18 protein-coding genes are annotated in these 22,073 nt (G+C 68.1%); 7 read left to right on the top strand and 11 right to left on the bottom strand.

The features are described 5' to 3' along the window. Positions 1-19: 19 nt before the first annotated feature. Positions 20-661 carry a hypothetical protein gene (locus tag ACWF9G_RS18840; protein WP_379307953.1) on the top strand — a complete coding sequence of 214 codons (642 nt, stop codon included), beginning with the start codon at positions 20-22 and terminating at the stop codon, positions 659-661. On the opposite strand, the gene recR is transcribed toward ACWF9G_RS18840, so the two are convergent. Beyond that, complete coding sequence (recR, locus tag ACWF9G_RS18835; RefSeq protein ID WP_019044526.1) at positions 658-1,266, bottom strand: recombination mediator RecR; 609 nt, start codon at positions 1,264-1,266, stop codon at positions 658-660. The genes ACWF9G_RS18840 and recR overlap by 4 nt on opposite strands. Further along, positions 1,266-1,610: a YbaB/EbfC family nucleoid-associated protein gene (locus tag ACWF9G_RS18830; protein ID WP_452516672.1), complete on the bottom strand. Its 345-nt coding sequence runs from the start codon at positions 1,608-1,610 to the stop codon at positions 1,266-1,268. The genes recR and ACWF9G_RS18830 overlap by 1 nt, the downstream gene beginning before the upstream one ends. Before the next feature lie 224 nt (positions 1,611-1,834). Between ACWF9G_RS18830 and ACWF9G_RS18825 the strand changes: the two genes are divergently transcribed. From ACWF9G_RS18825 to ACWF9G_RS18815, 3 genes are read left to right on the top strand one after another with little or no spacing between them, the layout of a single operon-like run. Next, on the top strand, positions 1,835-2,395 hold the full coding sequence (locus ACWF9G_RS18825) for a hypothetical protein (protein WP_379307955.1): 561 nt from the start codon (positions 1,835-1,837) through the stop codon (positions 2,393-2,395). Positions 2,396-2,440: 45 nt separating this feature from the next. After that, the gene (locus ACWF9G_RS18820) at positions 2,441-3,271 is read left to right on the top strand and encodes a MerR family transcriptional regulator (protein WP_452516670.1); all 831 of its coding nucleotides are present in this window, start codon (positions 2,441-2,443) and stop codon (positions 3,269-3,271) included. Further along, the gene (locus ACWF9G_RS18815; protein ID WP_379307957.1) at positions 3,268-3,618 is read left to right on the top strand and encodes a VOC family protein; all 351 of its coding nucleotides are present in this window, start codon (positions 3,268-3,270) and stop codon (positions 3,616-3,618) included. The genes ACWF9G_RS18820 and ACWF9G_RS18815 overlap by 4 nt, the downstream gene beginning before the upstream one ends. Before the next feature lie 3 nt (positions 3,619-3,621). On the opposite strand, the gene ACWF9G_RS18810 is transcribed toward ACWF9G_RS18815, so the two are convergent. Then, positions 3,622-4,056 carry an SRPBCC family protein gene (locus ACWF9G_RS18810; RefSeq protein ID WP_379307958.1) on the bottom strand — a complete coding sequence of 145 codons (435 nt, stop codon included), beginning with the start codon at positions 4,054-4,056 and terminating at the stop codon, positions 3,622-3,624. A gap of 176 nt (positions 4,057-4,232) precedes the next feature. Between ACWF9G_RS18810 and ACWF9G_RS18805 the strand changes: the two genes are divergently transcribed. Together ACWF9G_RS18805 and ACWF9G_RS18800 are read left to right on the top strand one after the other, a co-directional pair. Further along, entirely contained in the window at positions 4,233-5,669 is a 1,437-nt protein-coding gene (locus tag ACWF9G_RS18805; protein ID WP_452516693.1) for an FAD-binding oxidoreductase, read from the top strand. Beyond that, positions 5,666-6,982 carry a class I SAM-dependent methyltransferase gene (locus ACWF9G_RS18800; protein WP_452516667.1) on the top strand — a complete coding sequence of 439 codons (1,317 nt, stop codon included), beginning with the start codon at positions 5,666-5,668 and terminating at the stop codon, positions 6,980-6,982. Before ACWF9G_RS18805 ends, ACWF9G_RS18800 begins: the two co-directional genes overlap by 4 nt. A gap of 35 nt (positions 6,983-7,017) precedes the next feature. Here the strand turns inward: ACWF9G_RS18800 and ACWF9G_RS18795 are convergent, their stop codons facing one another. The 7 genes from ACWF9G_RS18795 to ACWF9G_RS18765 all read right to left on the bottom strand — a co-directional run bounded on the left by ACWF9G_RS18795 (position 7,018) and on the right by ACWF9G_RS18765 (position 18,344). After that, on the bottom strand, positions 7,018-10,566 hold the full coding sequence (locus tag ACWF9G_RS18795) for a protein kinase domain-containing protein (RefSeq protein WP_452516666.1): 3,549 nt from the start codon (positions 10,564-10,566) through the stop codon (positions 7,018-7,020). 157 nt (positions 10,567-10,723) lie between these two features. Next, positions 10,724-12,172 (bottom strand): NCS1 family nucleobase:cation symporter-1, encoded by a 1,449-nt coding sequence (locus ACWF9G_RS18790; RefSeq protein ID WP_452516664.1) that lies wholly within the window; start codon positions 12,170-12,172, stop codon positions 10,724-10,726. A 26-nt stretch (positions 12,173-12,198) separates the two neighbouring features. Next, a complete protein-coding gene (locus tag ACWF9G_RS18785) occupies positions 12,199-13,701 on the bottom strand; it encodes a CoA-acylating methylmalonate-semialdehyde dehydrogenase (RefSeq protein WP_452516663.1) in 1,503 nt (500 codons plus the stop codon). After that, positions 13,698-15,026: an aminotransferase class III-fold pyridoxal phosphate-dependent enzyme gene (locus tag ACWF9G_RS18780; protein ID WP_452516661.1), complete on the bottom strand. Its 1,329-nt coding sequence runs from the start codon at positions 15,024-15,026 to the stop codon at positions 13,698-13,700. Before ACWF9G_RS18780 ends, ACWF9G_RS18785 begins: the two co-directional genes overlap by 4 nt. Continuing rightward, positions 15,023-16,048, bottom strand: coding sequence for a TIGR03842 family LLM class F420-dependent oxidoreductase (locus ACWF9G_RS18775; protein ID WP_452516660.1), 1,026 nt, complete (start codon positions 16,046-16,048; stop codon positions 15,023-15,025). Before ACWF9G_RS18775 ends, ACWF9G_RS18780 begins: the two co-directional genes overlap by 4 nt. A 9-nt stretch (positions 16,049-16,057) precedes the next feature. After that, positions 16,058-17,479: a dihydropyrimidinase gene (gene hydA, locus ACWF9G_RS18770; protein WP_452516659.1), complete on the bottom strand. Its 1,422-nt coding sequence runs from the start codon at positions 17,477-17,479 to the stop codon at positions 16,058-16,060. A gap of 16 nt (positions 17,480-17,495) precedes the next feature. Then, a complete protein-coding gene (locus ACWF9G_RS18765; RefSeq protein ID WP_379307498.1) occupies positions 17,496-18,344 on the bottom strand; it encodes a nitrilase-related carbon-nitrogen hydrolase in 849 nt (282 codons plus the stop codon). Between the two features lie 110 nt (positions 18,345-18,454). On the opposite strand from ACWF9G_RS18765, the gene ACWF9G_RS18760 reads away from it, so the two are divergent. Next, positions 18,455-19,819, top strand: a complete 1,365-nt coding sequence (locus ACWF9G_RS18760) for an aminotransferase-like domain-containing protein (RefSeq protein ID WP_379307496.1) — start codon at positions 18,455-18,457, stop codon at positions 19,817-19,819. Positions 19,820-19,892: 73 nt separating this feature from the next. Here the strand turns inward: ACWF9G_RS18760 and ACWF9G_RS18755 are convergent, their stop codons facing one another. Next, positions 19,893-22,049: a 3-hydroxyacyl-CoA dehydrogenase NAD-binding domain-containing protein gene (locus ACWF9G_RS18755; protein WP_452516656.1), complete on the bottom strand. Its 2,157-nt coding sequence runs from the start codon at positions 22,047-22,049 to the stop codon at positions 19,893-19,895. Positions 22,050-22,073: the final 24 nt, after the last annotated feature.

Below are 22,073 nucleotides of genomic sequence, written 5' to 3'. Positions count from 1 at the left end.
AGCCCGTAGGGTGGGGCGGGTGAGCTACGACCACATCCTCTTGCCGTCCGGCGTCGCCACCTCCGTCGACGAGGTGGACGCGTACCTGGCCGCCCAGGAAGGTCAGCCGGAGTCCGACGCGATCGCCGAGATCGCGGCCGAGTTGAACGCCCGCAACAACGAACTGCCGGTGGACGACTCGTTCCTCAGCGTGGAATCCGTCGGCGGCGCGAACGGGACCACGCTCTACATCCCGTCGCCGTACGACGCGATCGGCTTCGTCCGCACCCTGCTCTTCGACCTCGCCACCCCGCGCGGCTACGCCGTCTACGACCCGCAGCTGAGCTGGCTGATCGACCCGGCCGGGCACGTGCCGGTCGCCGTCACCCACGGTGGCGCAGGCGAATTCCCGTATCTCACCGAGGAATTGGCGCACCAGTGGGTCGCCGGACTGGCCGACCCGAACCCGTACCTGATCGTCGAACGCGGCGAGCAGCGCTACATCCAGACCTACCGCGACCCGACGGGCCCCTACACCGTCGAATACCGCGACGGCTCGCCCGACAAGCACTTCGGCACCACCGTCGAGGATCCGGCGCAGGTCGCCCGCATCATCTGGGACTGGACCACCGAGAACCACGACGCCGGTGCCGAGGTGACCTGGACCCGCGTGGAGTTCTAGAGCGCCCGCCTGCCCGACAGCGCGCGGCCGAGCGTCAGCTCGTCGGCGAACTCCAGATCGCCGCCCATCGGCAGACCGGAAGCCAGCCGGGTGACGGTGAGCCCGGGGAAATCGCGCAGCATGCGCACCAGGTAGGTGGCCGTCGCCTCGCCCTCGGTGTTCGGGTCGGTCGCGATGATCACCTCGCTCACGTCGACGCCGTCGTCCTGATTGCCGATGCGGGTCAGCAGTTCCCTGATCCGCAGCTGATCGGGGCCGACGCCGCTGAGCGGATCGAGCGCACCGCCGAGCACGTGGTAGCGACCACGGAACTCGCGAGTGCGCTCGATCGCCTGCACATCCTTGGGTTCCTCGACCACACAGATCATCGTGCGGTCGCGGCGCGGGTCGGCACAGATCCGGCACAGCTCACCATCGGCCACGGTGCCGCACGAGACGCAGAACTGCACGCCGTCGCGCACCTTCTGCAGCGCGGCCTGCAACCGGTCGATCTCCGGCGGTTCCACCTGCAGCAGGTGAAAAGCGATGCGCTGTGCGCTCTTCGGACCGACGCCGGGCAGCTTGCCCAGCTCGTCGATCAGATCCTGAACCGGCCCCTCATACATCAGAAATCGGGCAGACCGGGCATCGAACCGCCGCCGAGGCCCTGCGAGAGCGGGCCGAGACGCTCGGCGGCCAGCTTCTGCGCGTTGGCCATGGCGTCGTTGATCGCGCCGATCACCAGGTCCTGCAGGCCGTCGACATCGGTGGGATCGACGATCTTCGGGTCGATCGTCAGCGCGATGACCTCACCGCTGACCTTGATGGTCGCCTGGACCAGACCGCCACCGGCCTGCCCCCGCACCTCGGACTCGGCGAGCTCGGCCTGGGCCTGCATCACCGCCTGCTGCATCTGCTGGGCTTGCGCGAGCAGGGCCTGCATATCGAACTGACCATCACCGGGTTGCACAGCACGTCCTCTCCAGAAGTTTCGTCCGCGTCAAGCGTAGCCCTCACGCGCCGCCGGGATACTCCCACACCCGCCGCCGCGGTGGCGCCTACCGACCGTGCCGTTATCCGTGACCTTCCTGGTAACAGCTTGATTGCTGCCTGCCCGCAACAGATCCGGGGATGGGCCTCACGCCTAGGATCGATCGGGGTCGGATCCAGGTTCAGCAATTCTAGGGAGAACAGATGAGTGTCATCCGCGCGTCCCTGATCACCGTCTCGGTGTCAGCCGTTGGCCTGCTCGTTCTAGCACCGGTCACCGCGTCGGCCGAGCCTGCCGCGGAGCGCGCCGACTACGGGAACGGCTGCGTTGTCGATCCCGGCAATTCCGCGGCGACCCTCAATTCGCTGCGTACTCGCTGCAGTGTCACCCAGCAGGACCAGATCTACCGCGACGCGCAGGCGGGCGCCGTGCCGACGGGTGTCACCAACGGCTGGGTGACCCGCCCGCCGCAGCTGGTGGCGGTGGCGCCCGCCCTGTGGACCGGCAAGGTGTTCCGCACCGGCCCCGACGGCGGCACCCTGACCAACCGGGTGGTCGGCACCGAGGCGTTCCCCGCCGATGTCTACCAGGCGCCGTCCATCCTCGACGGCCGTCCCGCCTGGGCACTGAACTACGCCCCGTCACCGACACCGCAGGTCTACGACGAGATCCGCGAGATCACCCCGGGTGTCTGGTTCGGCTATTCGTGGTGGCGCGAGGGCGAGTGGCCGCTGATCACCGCGTTCATCCTCGCGCCCGCGTGAGTCGATATTGACCCTCCCCCCGCTGGAGGGTGTTGGCTGATTCTCATGACAGCCACCGTGGCGATCGGCGAGTTCGCCCGCCTCACCCATCTGAGCGTCAAGACGCTGCGCTACTACCACGAGATCGAGCTGCTGGAGCCGGTCGCGGTGGACGCGGGCACCGGGTACCGCCGCTACTGCACCGACCAGGTGGAGACGGCGCACCTGATCCGCAGACTCCGCGACCTGGACATGCCGCTGCCGCAGATCCGCACCGTGCTCGCCGCCGCCGACCCGGCCGACCGCGACGCCACCCTGCGCGCGCATCTGACCAGGATGGAAGCCGAATTACGGCGGACCAGCGAGGTCGTCGCGTCGCTGCGCGCGCTGCTCACCGAGCCCGCGCCGCCGCTGCGCGTCGACTATCGGGTCGAGCCGGCGTTCACCGCGCTCACCCGCACCGAGCGGGTCGAACGCGGCGCGATCGCGCAGTGGTGCGGCGTCACGTTCGAACAGCTGTACGTGAGCCTGCTCGGTGCGGGCGTCACACCGGGAGGCGTTGCGGGCGCGACCTATTCGACGGAGTTCTTCGCCGAGGACACCGGCGCCGTCACCGCGTACGTACCGCTGCCGCCCGGCACCGAGCTCACCCCGCCCGACGGGCTGGCGATCACCGAATTCCCGGCCCGCCGCTTCGCCGTCGCCGTGCACACGGGCGCGTTCGAGGACTTCGACCGCACCTACGGCGCGCTGGGCAGCCATGTCGCCGAGCACGACACCGTCGCCCCCGACGAACCGGTCCGCGAGCGCTATCTCGTCGGACCTGACCTCACCGATAACCCGGCCGACTACCGCACCGAAGTGTGCTGGCCGATCACCGAAGGAGAAACCCGATGACCCTCGCCCTTGGCAATGTCACGTTCGACTGCGACAACGCGACCGCGCTGGCCGAGTTCTACGCCCAGCTGCTCGACCGGCCCGTCGACCCGGAGGCCTCGGCGTTCTTCGCCACCGTCGGCCAGACCTCCGGCGCCTCGCCGGTGCTGATGTTCATCAAGGTGCCCGACAAGACGCCGGGCAAGAACGTCGTGCACCTGGACTTCCACTCCGTCCAGTGGCGCGACTACGTCGAGCGCGCGATCAGCTTGGGCGCCAAGCACATCGGCGACTTCGACGAGTACGGCCAGCAGTGGGTCACCCTCGCCGACCCCGAAGGAAATCTCTTCGACATCGGCAAGGAGTAACGCTCAGGCGAGCTCGCGCGCCAGGTTCGCGAGCACCTCGGCCTGGATCTTCTTCAGGCCGAGCGGGGCGAAGATGCCCTCGAAGATGCCCGACACACCACCTGCGCCCTGCCAGGTGGTGCGGAGGGTGACCTGCGAGCCCGCGCCGTCCGGGGTGACGGTCCAGGTGTTGACCATCGAGGAGTTGGCGTCGCGCTCGGTGAGGATCGAGTCCGACACCGTGACGTTCGCGCGCACGTTGCGCGAACGCTTCTCGGTGGCCTGCAACGTCCACTCCACCACGGTGCCCGCGCCCTTACCGCCCTCGACGACCTTGTAGTCGTGGTAGTGCGAGGAAAGGATGCGCGGACGGATCGTCTCGTAATCACCGATCGCTTCGAGCGTGCGCTGCGGATCCGCGGCGACGACAATCGAACTGCTGGCGCTGACCTGTCCCACTGTTGACTCCTTGTCGGGGGTGCGATGTCTCGACCTGGTTACATCCTGCCTTGCGCAAGATCGGATCGGCCGACCAGGTTGGGCGAAAAGAGAAACATATGCGTGACATTTCGTCGTGGCGTGCAGTTATCTGGTAGCCGGACGGACACGGTCGTACTAGCGTCGAACCCGTGGCAGTGAGTCTTTTGGGTAGGGCCGGCCACGAACCGGCCGCACGCGAGTCTGGATATGCCGCGCACCGAGCGGGTGTGGAGCGACTGCTGGCAAGCTATCGCGCCATTCCACCCGGCGCCGTCGTCCGCTTGGCGAAGAAGACGTCGAACTTGTTCCGGGCCAGGGCGGCGACCACCGCGCCCGGCCTCGACGTGTCCGGTCTCGGGCAGGTGATCGCCGTCGACCCGAATTCCAGAACCGCGGACGTCGCCGGGATGACCACCTATGAGGACCTGGTCGCGGCAACACTCCCCTACGGTCTGGCGCCGCTGGTGGTTCCGCAGCTCAAGACCATCACCCTGGGTGGCGCGGTCACCGGTCTCGGCATCGAGTCGACCTCGTTCCGCAACGGCCTGCCGCACGAATCCGTGCTGGAAATGGACGTGCTGACCGGTTCCGGCGAGATCATCACCGTCAAGCCGGATGGCGACCGCGCCGATCTGTTCAAGGGTTTCCCCAATTCCTACGGCACCCTGGGTTACACGGTCCGCTTGAAGATCGAGCTCGAACCCGTCAAGCCCTATGTCGCGCTGCGCCACGTGCGCTTCCACGACCTGCGCGAGCTGGAAGCCGAGCTGGAGCGCATCGTCACCGAGCGCAGCTATGACGGCGAGCAGGTCGACTACCTCGACGGCGTCGTGTTCACCGCGACCGAGAGCTACCTGACCCTCGGCAGGCAGACCGACGAGCCGGGCCCGGTCAGCGACTACACCGGCATGGACATCTATTACCGGTCCATCCAGCACCCCAACGGGGTGAAACCGGACCGGCTGACCATCCACGACTACCTGTGGCGCTGGGATACCGACTGGTTCTGGTGCTCGCGCGCCTTCGGCACCCAGAACCCGAAGATCCGCCGCTTCTGGCCGAAGTCGCTGCGCCGCAGCAGTTTCTACTGGAAACTCGTCGCCCTCGACCGCAAATACCACATCGGCGACCGTTTGGAGGCCCGCAAGGGCAACCCGCCGCAGGAACGGGTGGTCCAGGACATCGAGGTGCCGGTGCACCGCACCGCCGACTTCGTCGAATGGTTCCTGAAGGAAATACCGATCGAGCCGATCTGGTTGTGCCCGTTGCGGTTGCGGGAGAACGCGGCCGACCCGGCGGGCGACCGTCCGTGGCCGCTGTACCCGCTCGAACCAGGGCGCACCTACGTCAACGTCGGATTCTGGTCGGCCGTCCCGGGCAAGCCGGGTCAACCGGAGGGGGCGGCCAACCGCGCGATCGAGAAGATCGTGTCCGAATTCGACGGGCACAAGTCGCTGTACTCGGATTCCTACTACGCCGAGGACGAATTCGCCGCGCTGTACGGCGGCGAGACGTATGCCGCACTGAAGAACCGTTACGACCCGGACCAACGACTGCTGAATCTGTATTCGAAGGCGGTGCAACGCAAGTGACGACATTCAAGGACCGATCCGAGGTATTCGCCGAGCTGGGAACCCGGCTCAGCATTGCCGAGGTGTTCGAGACACTCATCGACGGTGAGATCCCGATCCGCCTGAAGGCCTACGACGGCAGCGCGACGGGACCGGAGACCGCGCCCTACACCCTCGAGATCAAGACGCCACGCGGCATCAACTACCTGGCCTCGGCGCCCGGCGACCTCGGCATGGCACGCGCCTACATCGCCGGCGACATGGTCACCGAAGGCGTGCATCCCGGCGACCCGTACGAACTCTTGAAGGCCATGCAGGCGATGAAGTTCCATCGCCCGTCGGCGCTGTCGCTGGTCACCATCGCGCGCTCGCTGGGCTGGGAACGGCTCAAGCCGATCGCGCCGCCGCCGCAGGAGACGCTGCCCCGCTGGCGCCGGATCGCCCTGGAAGGCCTGCGCCACTCCAAGACTCGCGACGCCGAGGCCATCCACCACCACTACGACGTCTCGAACAAGTTCTACGAGTACGTCCTCGGCCCGTCGATGACCTACACCTGCGCGGTCTACGGCGAGCCGGACTGGACCCTCGAGCAGGCCCAGGAGAACAAGTACCGGCTGATCTTCGAGAAGCTGCGGCTGAAGGAAGGCGACCGGCTGCTCGACATCGGCTGCGGCTGGGGCGGCATGGTCCGCTACGCGGCCCGGCGCGGGGTCAAGGTGATCGGTGCGACGCTCTCGGCCGAGCAGGCCGCCTGGGCGCAGCAGAAGATCGCCGAGGAGGGCCTGAGCGAGCTGGCCGAGGTCAGGCACAGCGACTACCGCGACATCCCCGAGGGCGAATTCGACGCGGTCTCCTCCATCGGCCTCACCGAGCACATCGGCGTGCACAACTACCCGTTCTACTTCGGCTACATCAAGGACAAGCTGCGCGACGGCGGCCTGTTCCTCAACCACTGCATCACCCGGCCGGACAACACCCGCACCACCAAGGCGGGCGATTTCATCGACCGCTACGTCTTCCCTGACGGCGAGCTGATCGGCTCGGGCCGCATCGTCTCCGAGATCCAGAACATCGGCCTGGAAGTACTGCACGAGGAGAACCTGCGCGAGCACTACGCGCTGACCCTGCACGAATGGTGCAAGAACCTGGTCGAGAACTGGGACGCGTGCGTCGCCGAGGTCGGCGAGGGCACCGCGAAGGTGTGGGGCCTGTACATGGCCGGGTGCAGGCTCGGCTTCCAGCGCAATGTGGTGCAGCTGCATCACGTGCTCGGGGTGAAGCTGGGTTCCGACGGCGCCTGGACCGTGCCGCTGCGCCCCTGGTGGCAGCCGTAGTTCGCGCCTGAGCCCGGGTGCGCGCGCACCCGGGCTCAGGCGAGCAGCTCGTCGAGGAAGTCGCTCGGCACCCCGTCGAGCACCGGATGACGCTGCTCGTCGTGGGCTTGCGTGCGCAGCACGTGCAGCAGCCCGACGACACCGGGACCGGCGTCGAGCAGCGGCCGGGTCCAGCCCAGGTCGGCGCAGGTGCGCAGCACCGGCAGCACCAGCCCGGTGGCCTCGCCGACCCAGCCCGCCGTCGCCAGGCACTCCGCCAGCAGCAGAATCGCGTCCAATTCCGCACGCGGCCGGGACTGGTCGAGCAGCCGCGCGTAGAGCACCCTGGCGTGCCGGGCGGCCCGATCGTCGGCGCGCAGGCGCTGTTCGGCCAGCAGAGCCCTGATCTCGGCGAGCTCGCGGGCCTCCGCGATGAGCACGGCGGCACCGGACTTGCGCCGCTTGCCGTTGGCGGACAGCTCGGTGGCGAACCGGTCGGCGCTGTCGCCGGTGGGCAGGCCGAGCCGGGACCGTTCGGCCCGCACCTGCGCGTCGAGCCGGGCCAGTCCGTTCTCCGCGGCCACCCGTGTGCCCTCGTCCAGCCGTGCCGCCGCCGTGTACTGGTCGCCGAGCGCGGCCTTCACCCGCGCCCCGATCACGAAGGTCGCGACCAGGAAGTCGACCGGGCCGACCCGGGTCACCAGTTCGTGGCTCTCGTCGAGCAGCCGGTCCGCCAGCGCCAGATCGCCACGGCGGTAGGCCACTTCGCCGAACAGCGCCGCGGCGACGCGCGCGGCGTCCGAGCGCGGGCCGGCCCCGTCTCGTGCCTTCTCGTAGGCCAGCTCGAAACACTCGGTGGCGGTGGCGATGTCGAGTTGCTCATAGGCGGCGGCACCACGGCAGCAGAGCCCGAAGACGGCGCCGAGCGGGTCCTTCGACTGCACGTGATAGTCCGCGGCCCAGTCCTGCATCTCCGTCACACCCACGAAGTCGAATTCGCAGATCCGGACGAACGAGATCAAGTTGGCTGCGGTCGAGACGATCCACGCGGGCAGCTCGCCCGGGTCGGCCAGCAGGTCCGCGAGGTGGTCGGCCACCTCCGCGGTGTCATCGTGCGCCACCCGGTCGGCGGCGTCGAGCACCGTTGCCGCACCCAGTTGTTCGGCCAGCTCCGGCTCGCCGCCACCGCGGGCGAGCAGATTCGACAGCCTGCTCAGCGCCGAGCGCGCCGTGCTGGTCTGCTGGAGGTTCATATTGGCCCGGGCGACGGCCATCAGCAGCTTGGACCGTGACGTCACCTGTTGCACCGGCAGTTTGGACACACTGCCGAGCAGGGTCGCCAGCCGGGAGCGGTCGATCAGGTCCATGCCGCCGCTCTCGAGCAGGTCGCCTGCGAGCTTGAGATCGGTCGCGGCCAGCGCGTGGTCGACCGACTTGCGCAGCAGGTTGTGCTCGGCGTACCAGCGAGCGGCCTTGCGGTGCAGCATCTTCGCGCGTCCAGGGTGCATGCGGTCGAGCCGGGTGCGCAGGTGCTCGGCGAACAGCGGCTGCATCCGGTACCACTCCGGGTCGTGCTCGATCCGGTGCACGAACAGTTCACGCTGCTCGGCTTGTTCGAGCATCGACGCGCCGTCGGGGACATCGGCGAGCAGCGCGGCCAGCGAGCCGCTGACCCGCTCGACCACCGAGATCGCCATCAGGAACTCCAGCAGCTCCGGATCCATGCTGTCGAGCACGTTCTCGGCCAGGTACTCCCGCATCCCGTGCCCGCCCTCGGCGAGCTGAGCGAGCAGCTGGACCGGATCGGCCTTGCCGCGCAGGGTCAGGCTCACCAGCTGGATCGCGGCGGGCCAGCCCTCGGTGGCCGTGTGGATCTGCTCGACCTGCTCGTCGGTGAGCGCGAAACCATTGCGCTCCACCAGGATCTGGCGCGTCTCGGCCTCGGTGAGCCGTAGCTCCACCGCGCCGAGCTCGACCAGCTCGTCGCGGACCCGCAGCCTGCTGATCGGCAGCCCGGACTGGTCACGGCTGGTCACCACGAAACGCACATGGTGACAGCCGTTGTCGAGCAGGGTCGCCATCGCGCGGTGCACGCCGGGGTCGCTGACCCGATGCCAGTCGTCGACGACGACCACCACGCTGCGGTCGCTGGCGTGGATCTCATCGATCAGGGTCGCGATCACGAACGCGGCGGCGTCGGCGGGGCGCTCCTCGAGCACCTGCTCCAGGCCGGCGCCAACATCGGGGCGGACCCGGCGGATGGCCACGATCAGGTGGGCGAGGAACCAGATCTCGCTGTCGTCGTCCTGGTCGATGCCGAGCCAGGCGACCGGGATATCGCGGGCGATCAGGTCGGCCCGCCACTGCGCGGCGACGGTGCTCTTGCCGAACCCGGCGGGCGCGTGGACCAGGGCGAGCCTGCGACGGCCACCGGCGCGCAGCACGTCGAGCAGGCGCTGCCGCGGGAGGGGTTCGCGGGCGGGCGTCGGTGGCCGGAACTTCGTCGCCGCGGTCGGTGGAAAGGTGCCGGTGTTGCCGCTGCGCAGCGGCACAGCGGAGCCGACGGGCTGCAAGGTCAGCGGCCAGCTGCGGCGGCCGGTGACGGCTTTCAGCGATTCCGGGGTGTCCGCCTCGGCGGTTTCCGCGGTGGTGTCGAGCAGGGCCATCTCGTCGGGCATCTGGCCGTGCGCGCGCTGCACCTGGCGCAGCATCTCGCCGAATTCGTAGGCCGTGGCTGGACGGTCGACCGGGTCGGGTGACATGGCCTGCTCGATCACCGCGGCCACGTCGCCGGGGATGTCCTGGGCGCGCAGATCCGGCACCGGCTGGGTGGTGATCCGCAGGAACTGCGCGACCACCTTCTCCCCCGCCTGCCGCTCGAACGCGGCGTGGCCGGTCAGCAGGGCGAACAGGGTCGCGCCGAGCCCGTATATATCAGACCGCACAGTCGGTTCATGGCCTTTGAGCACCTCGGGAGCGGTGAACGCGGGCGAACCGGTGATCAGGCTGCTCGAGGTCTGGAAGCCGCCGGGGATGCGGGCGATGCCGAAATCGGTGAGCTGCGGTTCGCCGTATCCGCTGATCAGCACGTTCGCCGGCTTCACATCGCGGTGCAGGATGCCCGCCCGGTGCGCCGACTCGATCGCCGCCGCCAGCTTCACCCCGGCACGCAGGGTATCGGCCCAGGTCAACGGTCCGCGATCGTGGATGAGCCGTTCGAGCGAACCGCGCGAGCAGTACGGCATGACGATCAGCGGCAGCCCGGTCGCGGTCACGTCGACCTGCAGGATGTCGACGATGTTCGGATGCCCGGACAGCCTGCCCATCGCCTGTTCCTCGCGCAGGAACCGTTCCCGGCTCTCCTGATCGATCTCCGAAGACAGCACTTTCACCGCGACGACCCGGTCCAACGCGGGCTGCAAACACCGGTACACCACGCCGAATCCGCCGCGCCCGATCTCCTTGGCCCCGGTGAGCCCCATGGCGTCGAGCTCGGCGACAACCGCCTCGTCGATCTCCCCCGGCACCTTGGCCCGCTGGGTATTCGTCGCCACCGGTGACGACTCGGACGGCCCGCGCTGTATACGGGTCGGCTCCGGTTCCATGTGACCACCCCTCGAAGCGAATCGGCGTCACCGGCGTTTCAGTCGGCATACGGACCCCCGAACAATCCGTACATATCCAAGCTAGCGCGATCCGGCATCTATCGGGTGGAGATTCGATGCTGCGGCGGCATCGGTTACCCGCCGTATTGCCTGCCGGTCAGTGCGGGGTGGATGACCGGCGGGCGTTGAGGGCGTACATGATCAGGGCGCCGAGGGTGGCGCCGACCGGCCAGGACAGGGCGGTGATATTGCCGGAGTCGGGGGCGAGGGCGACGACCACCGCGACCGGACCGGCGATGCCGAGGGCGATCAGCGCCTTGGGGTTGAAGCCGCGGGTGTACCAGTAGCTTCCGGTGGGCTGGTCGCTGTAGAGGTCGGCCTGGACGGTGCGCTGGCGGCGCACCAGGTAGTAGTCCACCACCAGGATGCCGAACACCGGACCCATCAGGGCGCCGACGCCGCCGAGGAAGTAGATGATGAAGTCCTGGTTCTCCCACAGCTTCCACGGCAGCACCACGATCGACAGCAGGGCGGTGATCACGCCACCCGTGCGGAACGAGATGTACTTCGGCGCCGCGTTGGAGATGTCGTAGGCGGGCGAGACGAAGTTGAGCACCACGTTGATGCCGACGGTCGCGGTGGCGAACAGCACGGCCGCGACGACCACGATCACGTCGCTGTCGATATCGGCGACCAGGGCCACCGGGTCGGCGAGCACCTTGCCGTACACCTTCAGGGTGGCCAGCGCGATCACGATGGACAGCACAACGAACGCGGTCTCGTTGAACGGGATGCCCCAGGCGTTGCCACGCAGCACCGCCTTGCGACTGGGCGAGAAGCGCGCGAAATCGGCGTAGTTCACCAGCGGACCCGCCATGAACGCCACCATCAGGAACGCCACGCCGACGAACGTCGCGACGGTCGCGCCGCCGCTGAGCGGCTCCCCGGCCCGCGCGTTGAAATCGATGCTCCAGTCGGCCTTGCCGAGAATCCAGATCGCCAACGCGATCATCCCGATCCAGACCGCGGGTCCGGCGAAGTCGGAGGCCCTGCGCACCACCTCCATGCCGTAGTTGATGATCGCCAGCTGGACGGTCCACAGCACCAGGAACGCGATCCAGCCCAGCGTGGACAGGCCGAGCACGTCGTTGTCGGTCAACGATTCGAGCCCGGGCGCCACGCGCAGCAGCAGGATCATCAGCGCGGTCGAGGCCAGGTAGGTCTGGATGCCGTACCAGAACACCGCGACCAGGGCCCGCAGCAACGCGGGGATATTGGCGCCGAACACCCCGAACGCGCCACGGGCGAAGACCGGGAACGGCACCCCGACCTTCTGCCCCGCGACGCCGATCAGGTTGCTGCCCAGCCACAGCATCAGGACACCGGCGAACAGCGCGAGCATCGTCTGCCAACCGGTCATGCCGAGGGCGAGCATGCCGACGGCGAAGCCGTAGCTGGCGATACTGTGCGCCGAGGTCATCCAGAGGCAGAAGATGTCCCAGGTACGCCAGGTCGCCGTCTCCTTGGTAGTTGGTGCCAAGTCGTCGTTGACCAGCGTGGAACCGCCCGGCGCGTCATCGGACCGCCGTACCCGAGTTTCTGTCATCGGATGTCCTTCGTGCTTGGATCGTGCTAACTGTTCCGCGGAAAACCGAGGTCGATGCCGCCGTGGCTCGGATCGAGCCAGCGGGAGGTGATCGCCTTCTCCTGGGTGAAGAAGGCGAAACCGGTGGGGCCGTAGGCTTTCGCGTCGCCGAACAGCGACGCCTTCCAGCCGCCGAAACTGTGGTAGGCCACCGGCACCGGGATCGGCACGTTGACGCCGATCATGCCCACGTTCACCTGCCGCTGGAAGCGCCGCGCTGCACCGCCGTCGTTGGTGAAGATGGCGGTGCCGTTGCCGTAGGGCGAGGCGTTGATCAGCTCGACGGCCTGCTCGAACCCCTCGACCCGCACCACCGACAGGACAGGGCCGAAGATCTCGTCGCGGTACACCGCCGAGCTCACCGGCACCCGGTCGATCAGGGTGGGGCCGAGCCAGAAGCCGTTCGGGTCGCCGTCGAAGCTCGACTCGCGCCCGTCGACCACCAGCTTCGCCGCGTCGGCGACAGCGGTGTCGAGGTAGCCGGCCACCTTGTCGCGGTGTTCGCGGGTGATCAGCGGGCCCATATCGCAGCCGCGGCGGCCGTCGCCGGTGCGCAGGTCCTTCATCCGCTCGGCGATACGCGCCACCAGGTCGTCGGCGACGGACTCGGTGGCCAGCACCACGCTGACCGCCATGCACCGCTCGCCCGCCGACCCGAATCCGGCGTTGACGGCGGCGTCGGCGGCCAGATCGAGGTCGGCGTCGGGCAGCACCAGCATGTGGTTCTTCGCCCCGCCGAGGGCCTGCACGCGCTTGCCGTTCGCGCTCGCGGTCCGGTACACGTACTCGGCGATCGGCGTCGAGCCGACGAACGAGATGGCCCCGACCTCGGGATGGGTGAGCAGCGCGTCCACGGCCTCCTTGTCGCCGTGCACCACATTGAGCACCCCGGCCGGGAGCCCGGCGTCGGCGGCGACCTCGGCCAGCCAGTTCGCCGCCGACGGATCCTTCTCGCTCGGCTTGAGCACGACGGTGTTACCCGCCGCGATGGCGATCGGGAAGAACCACAGCGGCACCATGGCCGGGAAGTTGAACGGGCTGATGATGCCGACCACGCCCACCGGTTCGCGCACCGAGTACACATCGACCCCGGTCGAGGCGTTCTGGCTGAACTCGCCCTTGAGCAGGTGCGGCATCGACAGCGCGAACTCCACCACCTCCAGCCCACGCGCGATCTCCCCTGCCGCGTCGGCGAGCACCTTGCCGTGTTCGGCGGTGAGGATCTCGGCCAGCGCGTCCTTGCGGGCATTGAGCAGTTCGCGGAAGTTCAGCAGGAAACGGTGCCTGGTGGCGATCGAGGAATCGGCCCAGCCGGGCAGCGCGGCCGCGGCGGCCTTGACCGCGGCGTCGACATCGGCGGCCGTCGCCATCCGGACCGTACGGCGCGGCACGCCGAGGGCCGGGTCGAATACCGGTGCGGTACGGGTGGATTCACCGGTCCACGGCTTGCCGTCGACCCAGTGCTCGAGCGTGTCGGTGGGATGCGTCATCGGATCTCCAAGGGTTTGGCCAGTACTTCACTCAGCGCGGCGACGGCCTCGGCGACCTCGGCCTCGGTGACCACGCAGGGCGGGACGAAATGAATCCGGTTGTCGGCGCCGAACACCAGCACGCCCCTGGCGGCCAGCCCGGCCTTGATCCGCGCGATGGTGGCGGCGTCGACCGGCTCGCGGGTCGCCTGGTCGGCGACCAGCTCGATCGCCCAGAACACGCCTTCGCCCCGCACCTCGCCGACGATCGGATGCTCGGCGGCGAGCTTGTCCAGCGCGGGGCCGATCACCGTGCGCCCGATCCGCTCGGCGTTGTCGACGATGCCCTCGGCGGCCATGGTGTCGAGCGCGGCCACGATCGAGGCGGCCGCCAGCGGATGCCCGCTGTAGGTCAGGCCGCCGGGGAAGACCCGGTCGTCGAAGGTGGCGGCGATGGCGTCGGCGATCACCACGCCGCCGACCGGCACGTACCCGGAGTTCACGCCCTTGGCGAAGGTGATCAGGTCGGGAGTGACGCCGTAGCCGTCGAACGCGAACCACCGTCCGGTACGACCGAATCCGCACATCACCTCGTCGAGGATCAGCACGATGCCGTAGCGGTCGGCGATGGCGCGCACCCCGGCCAGATAGCCGGGCGGCGGCACAAGGATGCCCGCGGTGCCTGGCACGCTCTCCACCAGGATCGCCGCGACGGTCTGCGGCCCCTCGGCCTGTACCACCCGTTCCAGATGCCGCAGCGCGCGTTCGCTCTCCTGTTCCGGCGTCTGCGCCCAGAACTCGCTGCGATACAGGTAGGGGCCGAAATAGTGGACGTGGCCGCGCGCGTACTCGTTCGGCATCCGGCGCCAGTCGCCGGTGGCGACCACCGCCGCTCCGGTATTGCCGTGATAGGACCGGTAAGCCGAGAGCACCTTGTCGCGACCGGTGTGCAGGCGCGCCATCCGGATCGCGTTCTCGACGGCGTCGGCGCCGCCGTTGGTGAAGAACACCTTGTTCATGCCGTCCGGCGCGCGCTCGGTGATCCGCGCCGCCGCCTCGCCGCGCTGCAGATTCGCCACCGCCGGACCGATGGTGGTCAGGCGGGCGGCCTGCTCGGCGATCGCGGCCGTGACCACCGGATGCTGGTGTCCGATATTGACATTCACCATCTGACTGGCGAAGTCCAGGTACTCGCGGCCCGCGTGGTCCCACACCCGGCAGCCGCGGCCACCGGCCAGCACCATCGGATCCAGGCTCGCCTGCGCCGACCACGAGTGGAACACGTGGGCGCGATCGAGTTCGTAGGCGCGTGCGTCCAGGTCGACGCCGACCGTCGCCCCGGTCATGCCGACACCGTCGTCGCGGTGACGGCCTGGCGCAGCCGCGGGATCACCGTCTCGCCGTAGACACGCAAGGTCTCCTCCTTGTTGTCGTGTTGCAGATAGCCCGCGAACTGGTCGACGCCGAGATCGGCGAGGGCCCGCAGTTTCGCGATGTGCTCCTCGGGGGTGCCGAGCACGCAGAAACGCTCAACGATCTCGTCGGAGACGAAGTCGGCGTGGGTGTTTCCGGCTCGGCCGTGCTCGTTGTAGTCGTAGCCGTGCCGATCGGCGATGTAGTCGGTCAGCGCCTTCGGAACGCCGCCGCCGGTCCCGTACCTGGTGACGATGTCGGCGACGTGATTGCCGACCATGCCGCCGAACCAGCGGCACTGCTCACGCATGTGGGCGCGATCGGTGCCGATGTACATCGGCGCGGCGACGCAGATCTTGATCGAATCCGGGTCGCGGCCGGCGGCTTTCGCCGCGGACCTGACGGTCCCGATCATCCACTCGGCGATATCGAGATCGGCCAGTTGCAGGATGTAGCCGTCGGCGACCTCGCCGGTCAGCGCCAGCGCCTTCGGCCCGTACGCGGCGACCCAGACCTCGAGGGCCGAGCCGGTGCTCCAAGGGAATTGCAGTGTGCTGCCGTTGTATTCGACCGGGCGCGAGTTCGCCAGTTCGCGGATCACGTGCACCGCTTCACGCAGGACGGCCAGCGTGGTCGGCTTCCCGCCACCCACGCGCACCGCCGAATCGCCGCGGCCGATCCCGCAGATCGTGCGGTTTCCGTACATCTCGTTCAGCGTCGCGAACAGCGAGGCGGTGACGGTCCAGTCCCGAGTCGCCGGATTGGTCACCATGGGTCCCACCGTGATCCGCTTCGTCTCGTGCATGATCTGGCTGTAGAGCACATACGGCTCCTGCCACAGCAGATGCGAATCGAAGGTCCACAGGTGGCTGAAGCCGTACGCCTCGGCCAGTTTCGCCAGGTGCACGGTGCGCGCGGCCGGTGGATTGCACTGAAGTACCGCTCCGAATTCCATGGCGTCTCCTCAGATCAGGTACTGACACGGGTCACGGCGCACGAACTTCCCGTCGCCCTTGCGGCCCCGATATTCGCCGTCGGCCACCAGGACCTTGCCGCGGGAGAGCACCACGTCGACGTGACCGTCGATCTCGTAGCCCTCCCAGGCCGAGTGGTCCATGTTCATGTGGTGGGTCTTGCCCATCCCGATGGAGGTGTGGCCGTTCGGGTCGTAGACCACGATGTCGGCATCGGCGCCGGGGGCGAGAACGCCCTTGCGGCCGTAGAGGCCGAACATCCGGGCCGGGGTGGTCGAGGTGATCTCGACCCAGCGCTCCAGGGTGATCCGGCCCTCCACCACGCCCTGATACATCAGGTCCATCCGGTGCTCCACCGAGCCGATCCCGTTGGGAATCTTGGAGAAATCACCGATTCCCATGTCCTTCTGTCCCTTCATGCAGAACGGGCAGTGATCGGTGGACACCATCTGCAGGTCGTTGGTGCGCAACGCCTGCCACACCTGGTTCTGGTGGTCCTCCTCCCGCGAGCGCAGCGGCGTCGAGCACACCCATTTCGCGCCCTCGAAGCCCGGCGCGCCGAGGTTGTCCTCCAGCGAGAGATACAGATACTGCGGACAGGTCTCGCCGAAGACGTTGCGGCCACGATCGCGGGCCGCGGCCAGCTGCGCCACCGCCTGTTTCGCCGAGACGTGCACCACGTACAGCGGCGCGCCGGTGAGGTCGGCGAGCATGATCGCGCGGTGCGTGGCCTCCTCCTCCAGCTGCCAGGCCCTGGCCACTCCGTGGTAGTACGGATCGGTCTTGCCCTGGGCGAGCAGCTGTTCGACGAGCACGTCGATGGCCGGACCGTTCTCGGCGTGCATCATGGTGAGCAGCCCGGTGTCGCCGCCGGTCTGCATGGCCCGCAGGATCTGCGCGTCGTCGCTGTAGAACACGCCGGGGTAGGCCATGAACAGCTTGTAGCTGGTGATGCCCTCGTCGGGCAGACGCCGCAGCTCCGCCAGCGACTCCTTGTTCACCTCGCCGATGATCTGATGGAACGAGTAGTCGACGGCGCACTGCCCGGCGGCCATCTCGTGCCAGGTCTGCAGGCTCTCCGGCACCCGCTCACCGAACTTCTGCACCGCGAAGTCGATGATCATGGTGGTGCCGCCCCAGGCGGCGGCCCTGGTGCCGGACTCGAAGTCGTCCGCGGCTGTGGTGCCGCCGAACGGCATCGACATGTGCGTGTGCGCGTCGATACCGCCGGGGATGACGTACTTGCCGCTGGCGTCGACGACCGTGTCGACGGTCTCGGCGAGGTTCGCGCCGAGCACGGTGCTGCCGGGTTCGAGCAGCGCGACGATGCGTTCACCGTCGACCAGCACGTCGGCCGCGCCACGCCCGGTGGCGGAGACGACGGTTCCGCCGGTGATCAAAGTCGTTGCCATGCTTACCCTCCCGTACTCAGGGCGCCACGATGGCGTCGTAGGAATCGGGGCGGCGGTCGCGGTAGAACTGCCAGTCTCCGCGCACTTCGCGCACCACATCCAAGTCGATGTCGCGGATTACCAGCTCGTCGGTGCCGGTGGAGGCGATGTCGCCGACGAAGTTGCCGCGTGGATCGACGAAATACGAACTGCCGTAGAAGGTCACCGCGTCGTCGCCGAATTCGGCTGTCTCGGTGCCGATCCGGTTGTTCGCGGCGACGAAGTACTGGTTCGCCGCGGCGGCGGCCGGCTGTTCGAGTTCCCAGAGCCGGTTCGACAGACCGGGTTTGGTGGCAGAGGGGTTGAACACCAGTTCGGCGCCGCCGAGTCCGAAGGCGCGCCAGCCCTCCGGGAAATGGCGGTCGTAGCAGATGTAGACGCCGATCTTGCCGACCGCGGTGTCGAACACCGGATAGCCGAGATTGCCGGGGCGAAAGTAGAACTTCTCCCAGAAACCCGGCAGGTTCGGAATGTGGTGCTTGCGGTATTTGCCCAGGTAGCTGCCGTCGGCATCGATCACCGCCGCGGTGTTGTACAGCACCCCTGGCTGCTCTTCCTCGTACACCGGGAGCACGATCACCATCTGATGCGCCCGCGCCAGTTCGGCGAACCGCTCCGTGGTCGGGCCAGGCACCGATTCGGCGTATTCGTAGTACTTCTTGTTCTGCACATTGCCGAAATACGGCCCGTAGAACAGTTCCTGGAAGCAGATGACCTGCACTCCAGCGGCCGCGGCCTCCTCGACGAAGCCCTCGTGCTTGGTGAGCATCGACTTCTTGTCGCCGGTCCACGTGGCCTGGGTGATGGCTGCCTTGATTGTCGTCACCTGTCGATCTCCTACCGAAGTTGGTTATGTTATCTTCGACGGTAAACATTTCCTGAATATTTCAGTCAGTGCCGGAAGTGTAAATCTCGCATCGAGATCGAGAAGTGGAAATGAACGACCGGATTCAGATCGATGACCCGACGCCCGCCGGGATCGCCGGGGCTATCGCCCGCCTGATCACCAGCGGAGAGCTGCGTCCGGGTGATCGGCTGCCGACGGTGCGGGAGCTGTCAAGCCGTCTGGGCGTGAGTCCGGCGACCGTCAGCCACGGCTGGCGGGCACTGGCCCAGGCCGGGCTCGTCGTTTCCCGGGGGCGCAGCGGCACCTTCGTCGCCGAGGGCGGACACCGCCCACGGCCCACCTCCCGCACCGACGGTATGACCAAGGGCGCCACCTCGGCGCGGCTCGACCTCTCGCTGGGCACCCCCGACCCGCTGCTGCTCCCCGAGATCGGCACGATCCTGTCCCGGCTGGCCACCGGTGCCGAGACCACCGACTACCACCAGGCACCGGTGGTACCCGAGCTCGGTCGGCTACTGCAGGCCGACTGGCCGACCAAGTCCGGAGCGCTCACCGTGGTCGACGGGGCCATGGACGCCGTCGCCCGCAGTCTGCAGGCGGTCGTCCGCTTCGGCGACCGGGTGATCGTGGAGGACCCCACCTTCCCGTACATCCTCGACTACCTCGACTCCATCGGCGCCGAGACCGTCCCGGTCGGCATGGACGAACAGGGGCTGCTACCCACCGAATTCGCCCGCGCACTGGCTACCGGGGCCACAGCGGCAGTCCTGCAACCGCGTGCGCAGAACCCGACCGGCGCGTCGATGAGCGCCGACCGCGCCGCGGAACTGGCCGACATCCTGCGTCGCGGCGAACACCGGTGCATGGTCATCGAGGACGACCACTCAGGTCCGGTGGTGCCCGCTCCCGATGTCAGTCTCGGGCGCTGGCTGCCCGACCAGGTGCTGCACGTGCGCAGCTACTCCAAATCGCACGGGCCGGATCTGCGGATCGCGGCGCTGTCGGGCCCGGCGGAGGTCATCGACCGGATCGTCGCCACCCGGGTACTCGGCCCCGGCTGGACACCGCGCATCCTGCAGCGACTCCTGCACGAGATGCTGCGCGACGAGACCGTCACCCGCACTGTCGAATTCGCTCGCGACCAGTACCAGGCCCGGCGCCGGGCCCTGGTCACCGCGCTCGGCGCCCACGGTGTGCGGGTCGCGGACGGCCAGGGCCTCAACGCGTGGCTACCCGTCGCCGACGAGCGCAGCGCCCTGGTCCACCTGGCGGCCAACGGCATTCGGGTCGCACCGGGCGGACCGTTCTTCGCCGCCGATCGCGGACACCCCGAGGCGGTGCGTGTCACCATCGCACCGCTGACCGACGCCGTCGACGAGGTGGCCGCCGTCCTCGCCATGGCCGCGCGCCCCCGCCAGGCCGAGTACTTCTCGCTCGGCGACAGCACACACTGAGCGCGAACGACGGAAGCCCGCCACCGAATCCGGTGACGGGCTTCCTTACCGGCCGAAACCGGGAACTACCGACTTACTTGCGCAGGGAGGCCGGGACCTCGAAGCGCGAGCCGAACTTCTTCGCCAGCTCGTCGGCGCGGGCCACGAAGGCCTCCTGGCCACCGGGGTAGCCGACGATGAACTGGTGCGAGCCGCCCGACCAGGCCGGGAAGCCGATGCCGAAGATCGAGCCGATGTTCGCGTCGGCGGTGCTGGTGAGCACGCCTTCGTCGAAGCACTTCTGGGTCTCGATGGCCTCGGCGAACATCATGCGGTCCTTGAGGTCCTGGAAGGTGACACCCTCCGGGAGCTCACGCTGCGAGTTGTAGATCGAGCGCAGCTCGTCCCACAGGCCCGTGGCCTTGCCGTCGACGTAGTCGTAGAAGCCAGCGCCACCCAGCTTGCCGGTGCGGCCCTGCTCGTCGACCATCTTGTTGATGACCTCGGCGGTCTTCGCGGACGCGGCGTTGAGCTCGCCACCGGCAGCAAGGATGGCCTCGGAGGTCTCCTTGTAGATCTTCTGCATGGTGGTGAAGTTCAGCTCGTCCGACAGCTTCAGCGGCGCGGCCGGGTAGCCGGCCTGCAGGCCCGCCTGCTCGATGGTGGCCGGGTCGACACCCTCGGCGACCATGGAGATGGCCTCGTTGATGAAGGTGCCGATCACGCGCGAGGTGAAGAAGCCACGGCTGTCGTTGACGACGATCGGGGTCTTCTTGATGGCGAGGGTGTAGTCGTACACCCGGGCCAGCGCCTCGTCGGAGGTGTTCTTGCCCTTGATGATCTCCACCAGCGGCATCTTGTCCACGGGGGAGAAGAAGTGGATACCGATGAAGTCCTCGGAGCGCTTGACGCCCTCCGAGAGCAGGGTGATCGGCAGGGTCGAGGTGTTCGAGCCGAGCAGGGCATCGGCGTCGACGATGTCCTCGATCTCCTGGAAGACCTTGTTCTTGAGCTCGGGGTTCTCGAACACGGCCTCGATCACGAAGTCGACGCCCTTGAAGTCGGCGGCGTCCGCGGTCGGGGTGATGCGAGCCAGCAGCGCGTCGGACTTCTCCTGGGTGGTCTTGCCACGCGAGAGCGCCTTGGCCTCGATGGCCTCCGCGTAGCCCTTGCCCTTGACGGCGGCCTCGATCTTGACGTCCTTGAGGACGACCTCGTAGCCGGCCTTGGCCGAGACGTAGGCGATGCCGGCGCCCATCATGCCGGCGCCGATGACACCGATCTTCTTGATCTCACGCTTGGGCACATCCGCGACCGACGGACGCGAGCCGCCACCGTTGATGTGGTTCAGGTCGAAGAAGAACGCCTGGATCATGTTCTTCGCGACCGGGCCGGTCAGCAGGCTCGTGAAGTAACGGCCTTCGATGGTCAGCGCGTTGTCGATGTCGACCTGCGCGCCCTCGACCGCCGCGGCCATGATGGCGCGCGGGGCGGGCATGTTGGTGCCCTTGATCTGCTTGCGCAGGTTGGCCGGGAACGCGGGCAGGTTCGCCGCGAAGGCCGGGGTGGACGGGGTGCCGCCGGGGATCCGGTAGCCCTTCTTGTCCCACGGCTGCGCAGCCTCGGGGTTGGCCGCGATCCACGCCTTGGCGGCGGGCAGCAGCTCCTCGACGGAGGAAACGACCTCGTCGATCAGGCCGATTTCCTTGGCCTTGGTGACGCGGTGACGCTGGCCCTGCAGCAGCACCTGCATCAGCGCGTTCTGCAGGCCGATCATGCGCACGACGCGGGTCACGCCGCCGCCGCCGGGCAGCAGGCCGAGGGAGACCTCGGGCAGGCCGATGGCCGAACCCTTGACGTCGGCCGCGACGCGGTAGTGGGTCGCCAGCGCGATCTCCAGGCCACCGCCGAGGGCGGCGCCGTTGATGGCGGCGACGACCGGCTTGCCGAGCTGCTCCAGGCGGCGCAGCGGGGCCTTGACGCCGTCGAGCATCGCCACGACCTCGGCCGCGTTGTCCGGGCCGACCTGCATCATGTTCTTCAGGTCGCCGCCGGCGAAGAAGGTCTTCTTGCCGGAGGTGATGACGACACCGGTGATGTCGTCCTTCTCCGCCTCGAGGCGGTCGACGGTCGCGGCCATCGAGGTGATGTACGCGTCGTTCATGGTGTTGGCGCCCTGGCTGGGGTCGTCGATGGTGAGGACGACCACGCCGTCGGCGTCCTTCTCCCAGCCGATGATGTTGTCAGTCATAGTTTTTCGTTCTCTCCTATGAGA

It is taken from the genome of Nocardia sp. NPDC055029 (assembly GCF_053608525.1).
This window is presented reverse-complemented; position numbering and strand designations above follow the sequence as displayed.

Coding starts and splice junctions, on each gene's coding strand:
- ACWF9G_RS18775 (WP_452516660.1), bottom strand. CDS start 16,048: ATGGAATTCGGAGCGGTACTTCAGTGCAATCCACCGGCCGCGCGCACC.
- ACWF9G_RS18795 (WP_452516666.1), bottom strand. CDS start 10,566: ATGGAACCGGAGCCGACCCGTATACAGCGCGGGCCGTCCGAGTCGTCA.
- ACWF9G_RS18815 (WP_379307957.1), top strand. CDS start 3,268: ATGACCCTCGCCCTTGGCAATGTCACGTTCGACTGCGACAACGCGACC.
- ACWF9G_RS18820 (WP_452516670.1), top strand. CDS start 2,441: ATGACAGCCACCGTGGCGATCGGCGAGTTCGCCCGCCTCACCCATCTG.
- recR (WP_019044526.1), bottom strand. CDS start 1,266: ATGTATGAGGGGCCGGTTCAGGATCTGATCGACGAGCTGGGCAAGCTG.
- hydA (WP_452516659.1), bottom strand. CDS start 17,479: ATGGCAACGACTTTGATCACCGGCGGAACCGTCGTCTCCGCCACCGGG.
- ACWF9G_RS18760 (WP_379307496.1), top strand. CDS start 18,455: ATGAACGACCGGATTCAGATCGATGACCCGACGCCCGCCGGGATCGCC.
- ACWF9G_RS18755 (WP_452516656.1), bottom strand. CDS start 22,049: ATGACTGACAACATCATCGGCTGGGAGAAGGACGCCGACGGCGTGGTC.
- ACWF9G_RS18785 (WP_452516663.1), bottom strand. CDS start 13,701: ATGACGCATCCCACCGACACGCTCGAGCACTGGGTCGACGGCAAGCCG.
- ACWF9G_RS18780 (WP_452516661.1), bottom strand. CDS start 15,026: ATGACCGGGGCGACGGTCGGCGTCGACCTGGACGCACGCGCCTACGAA.
- ACWF9G_RS18825 (WP_379307955.1), top strand. CDS start 1,835: ATGAGTGTCATCCGCGCGTCCCTGATCACCGTCTCGGTGTCAGCCGTT.
- ACWF9G_RS18790 (WP_452516664.1), bottom strand. CDS start 12,172: ATGACAGAAACTCGGGTACGGCGGTCCGATGACGCGCCGGGCGGTTCC.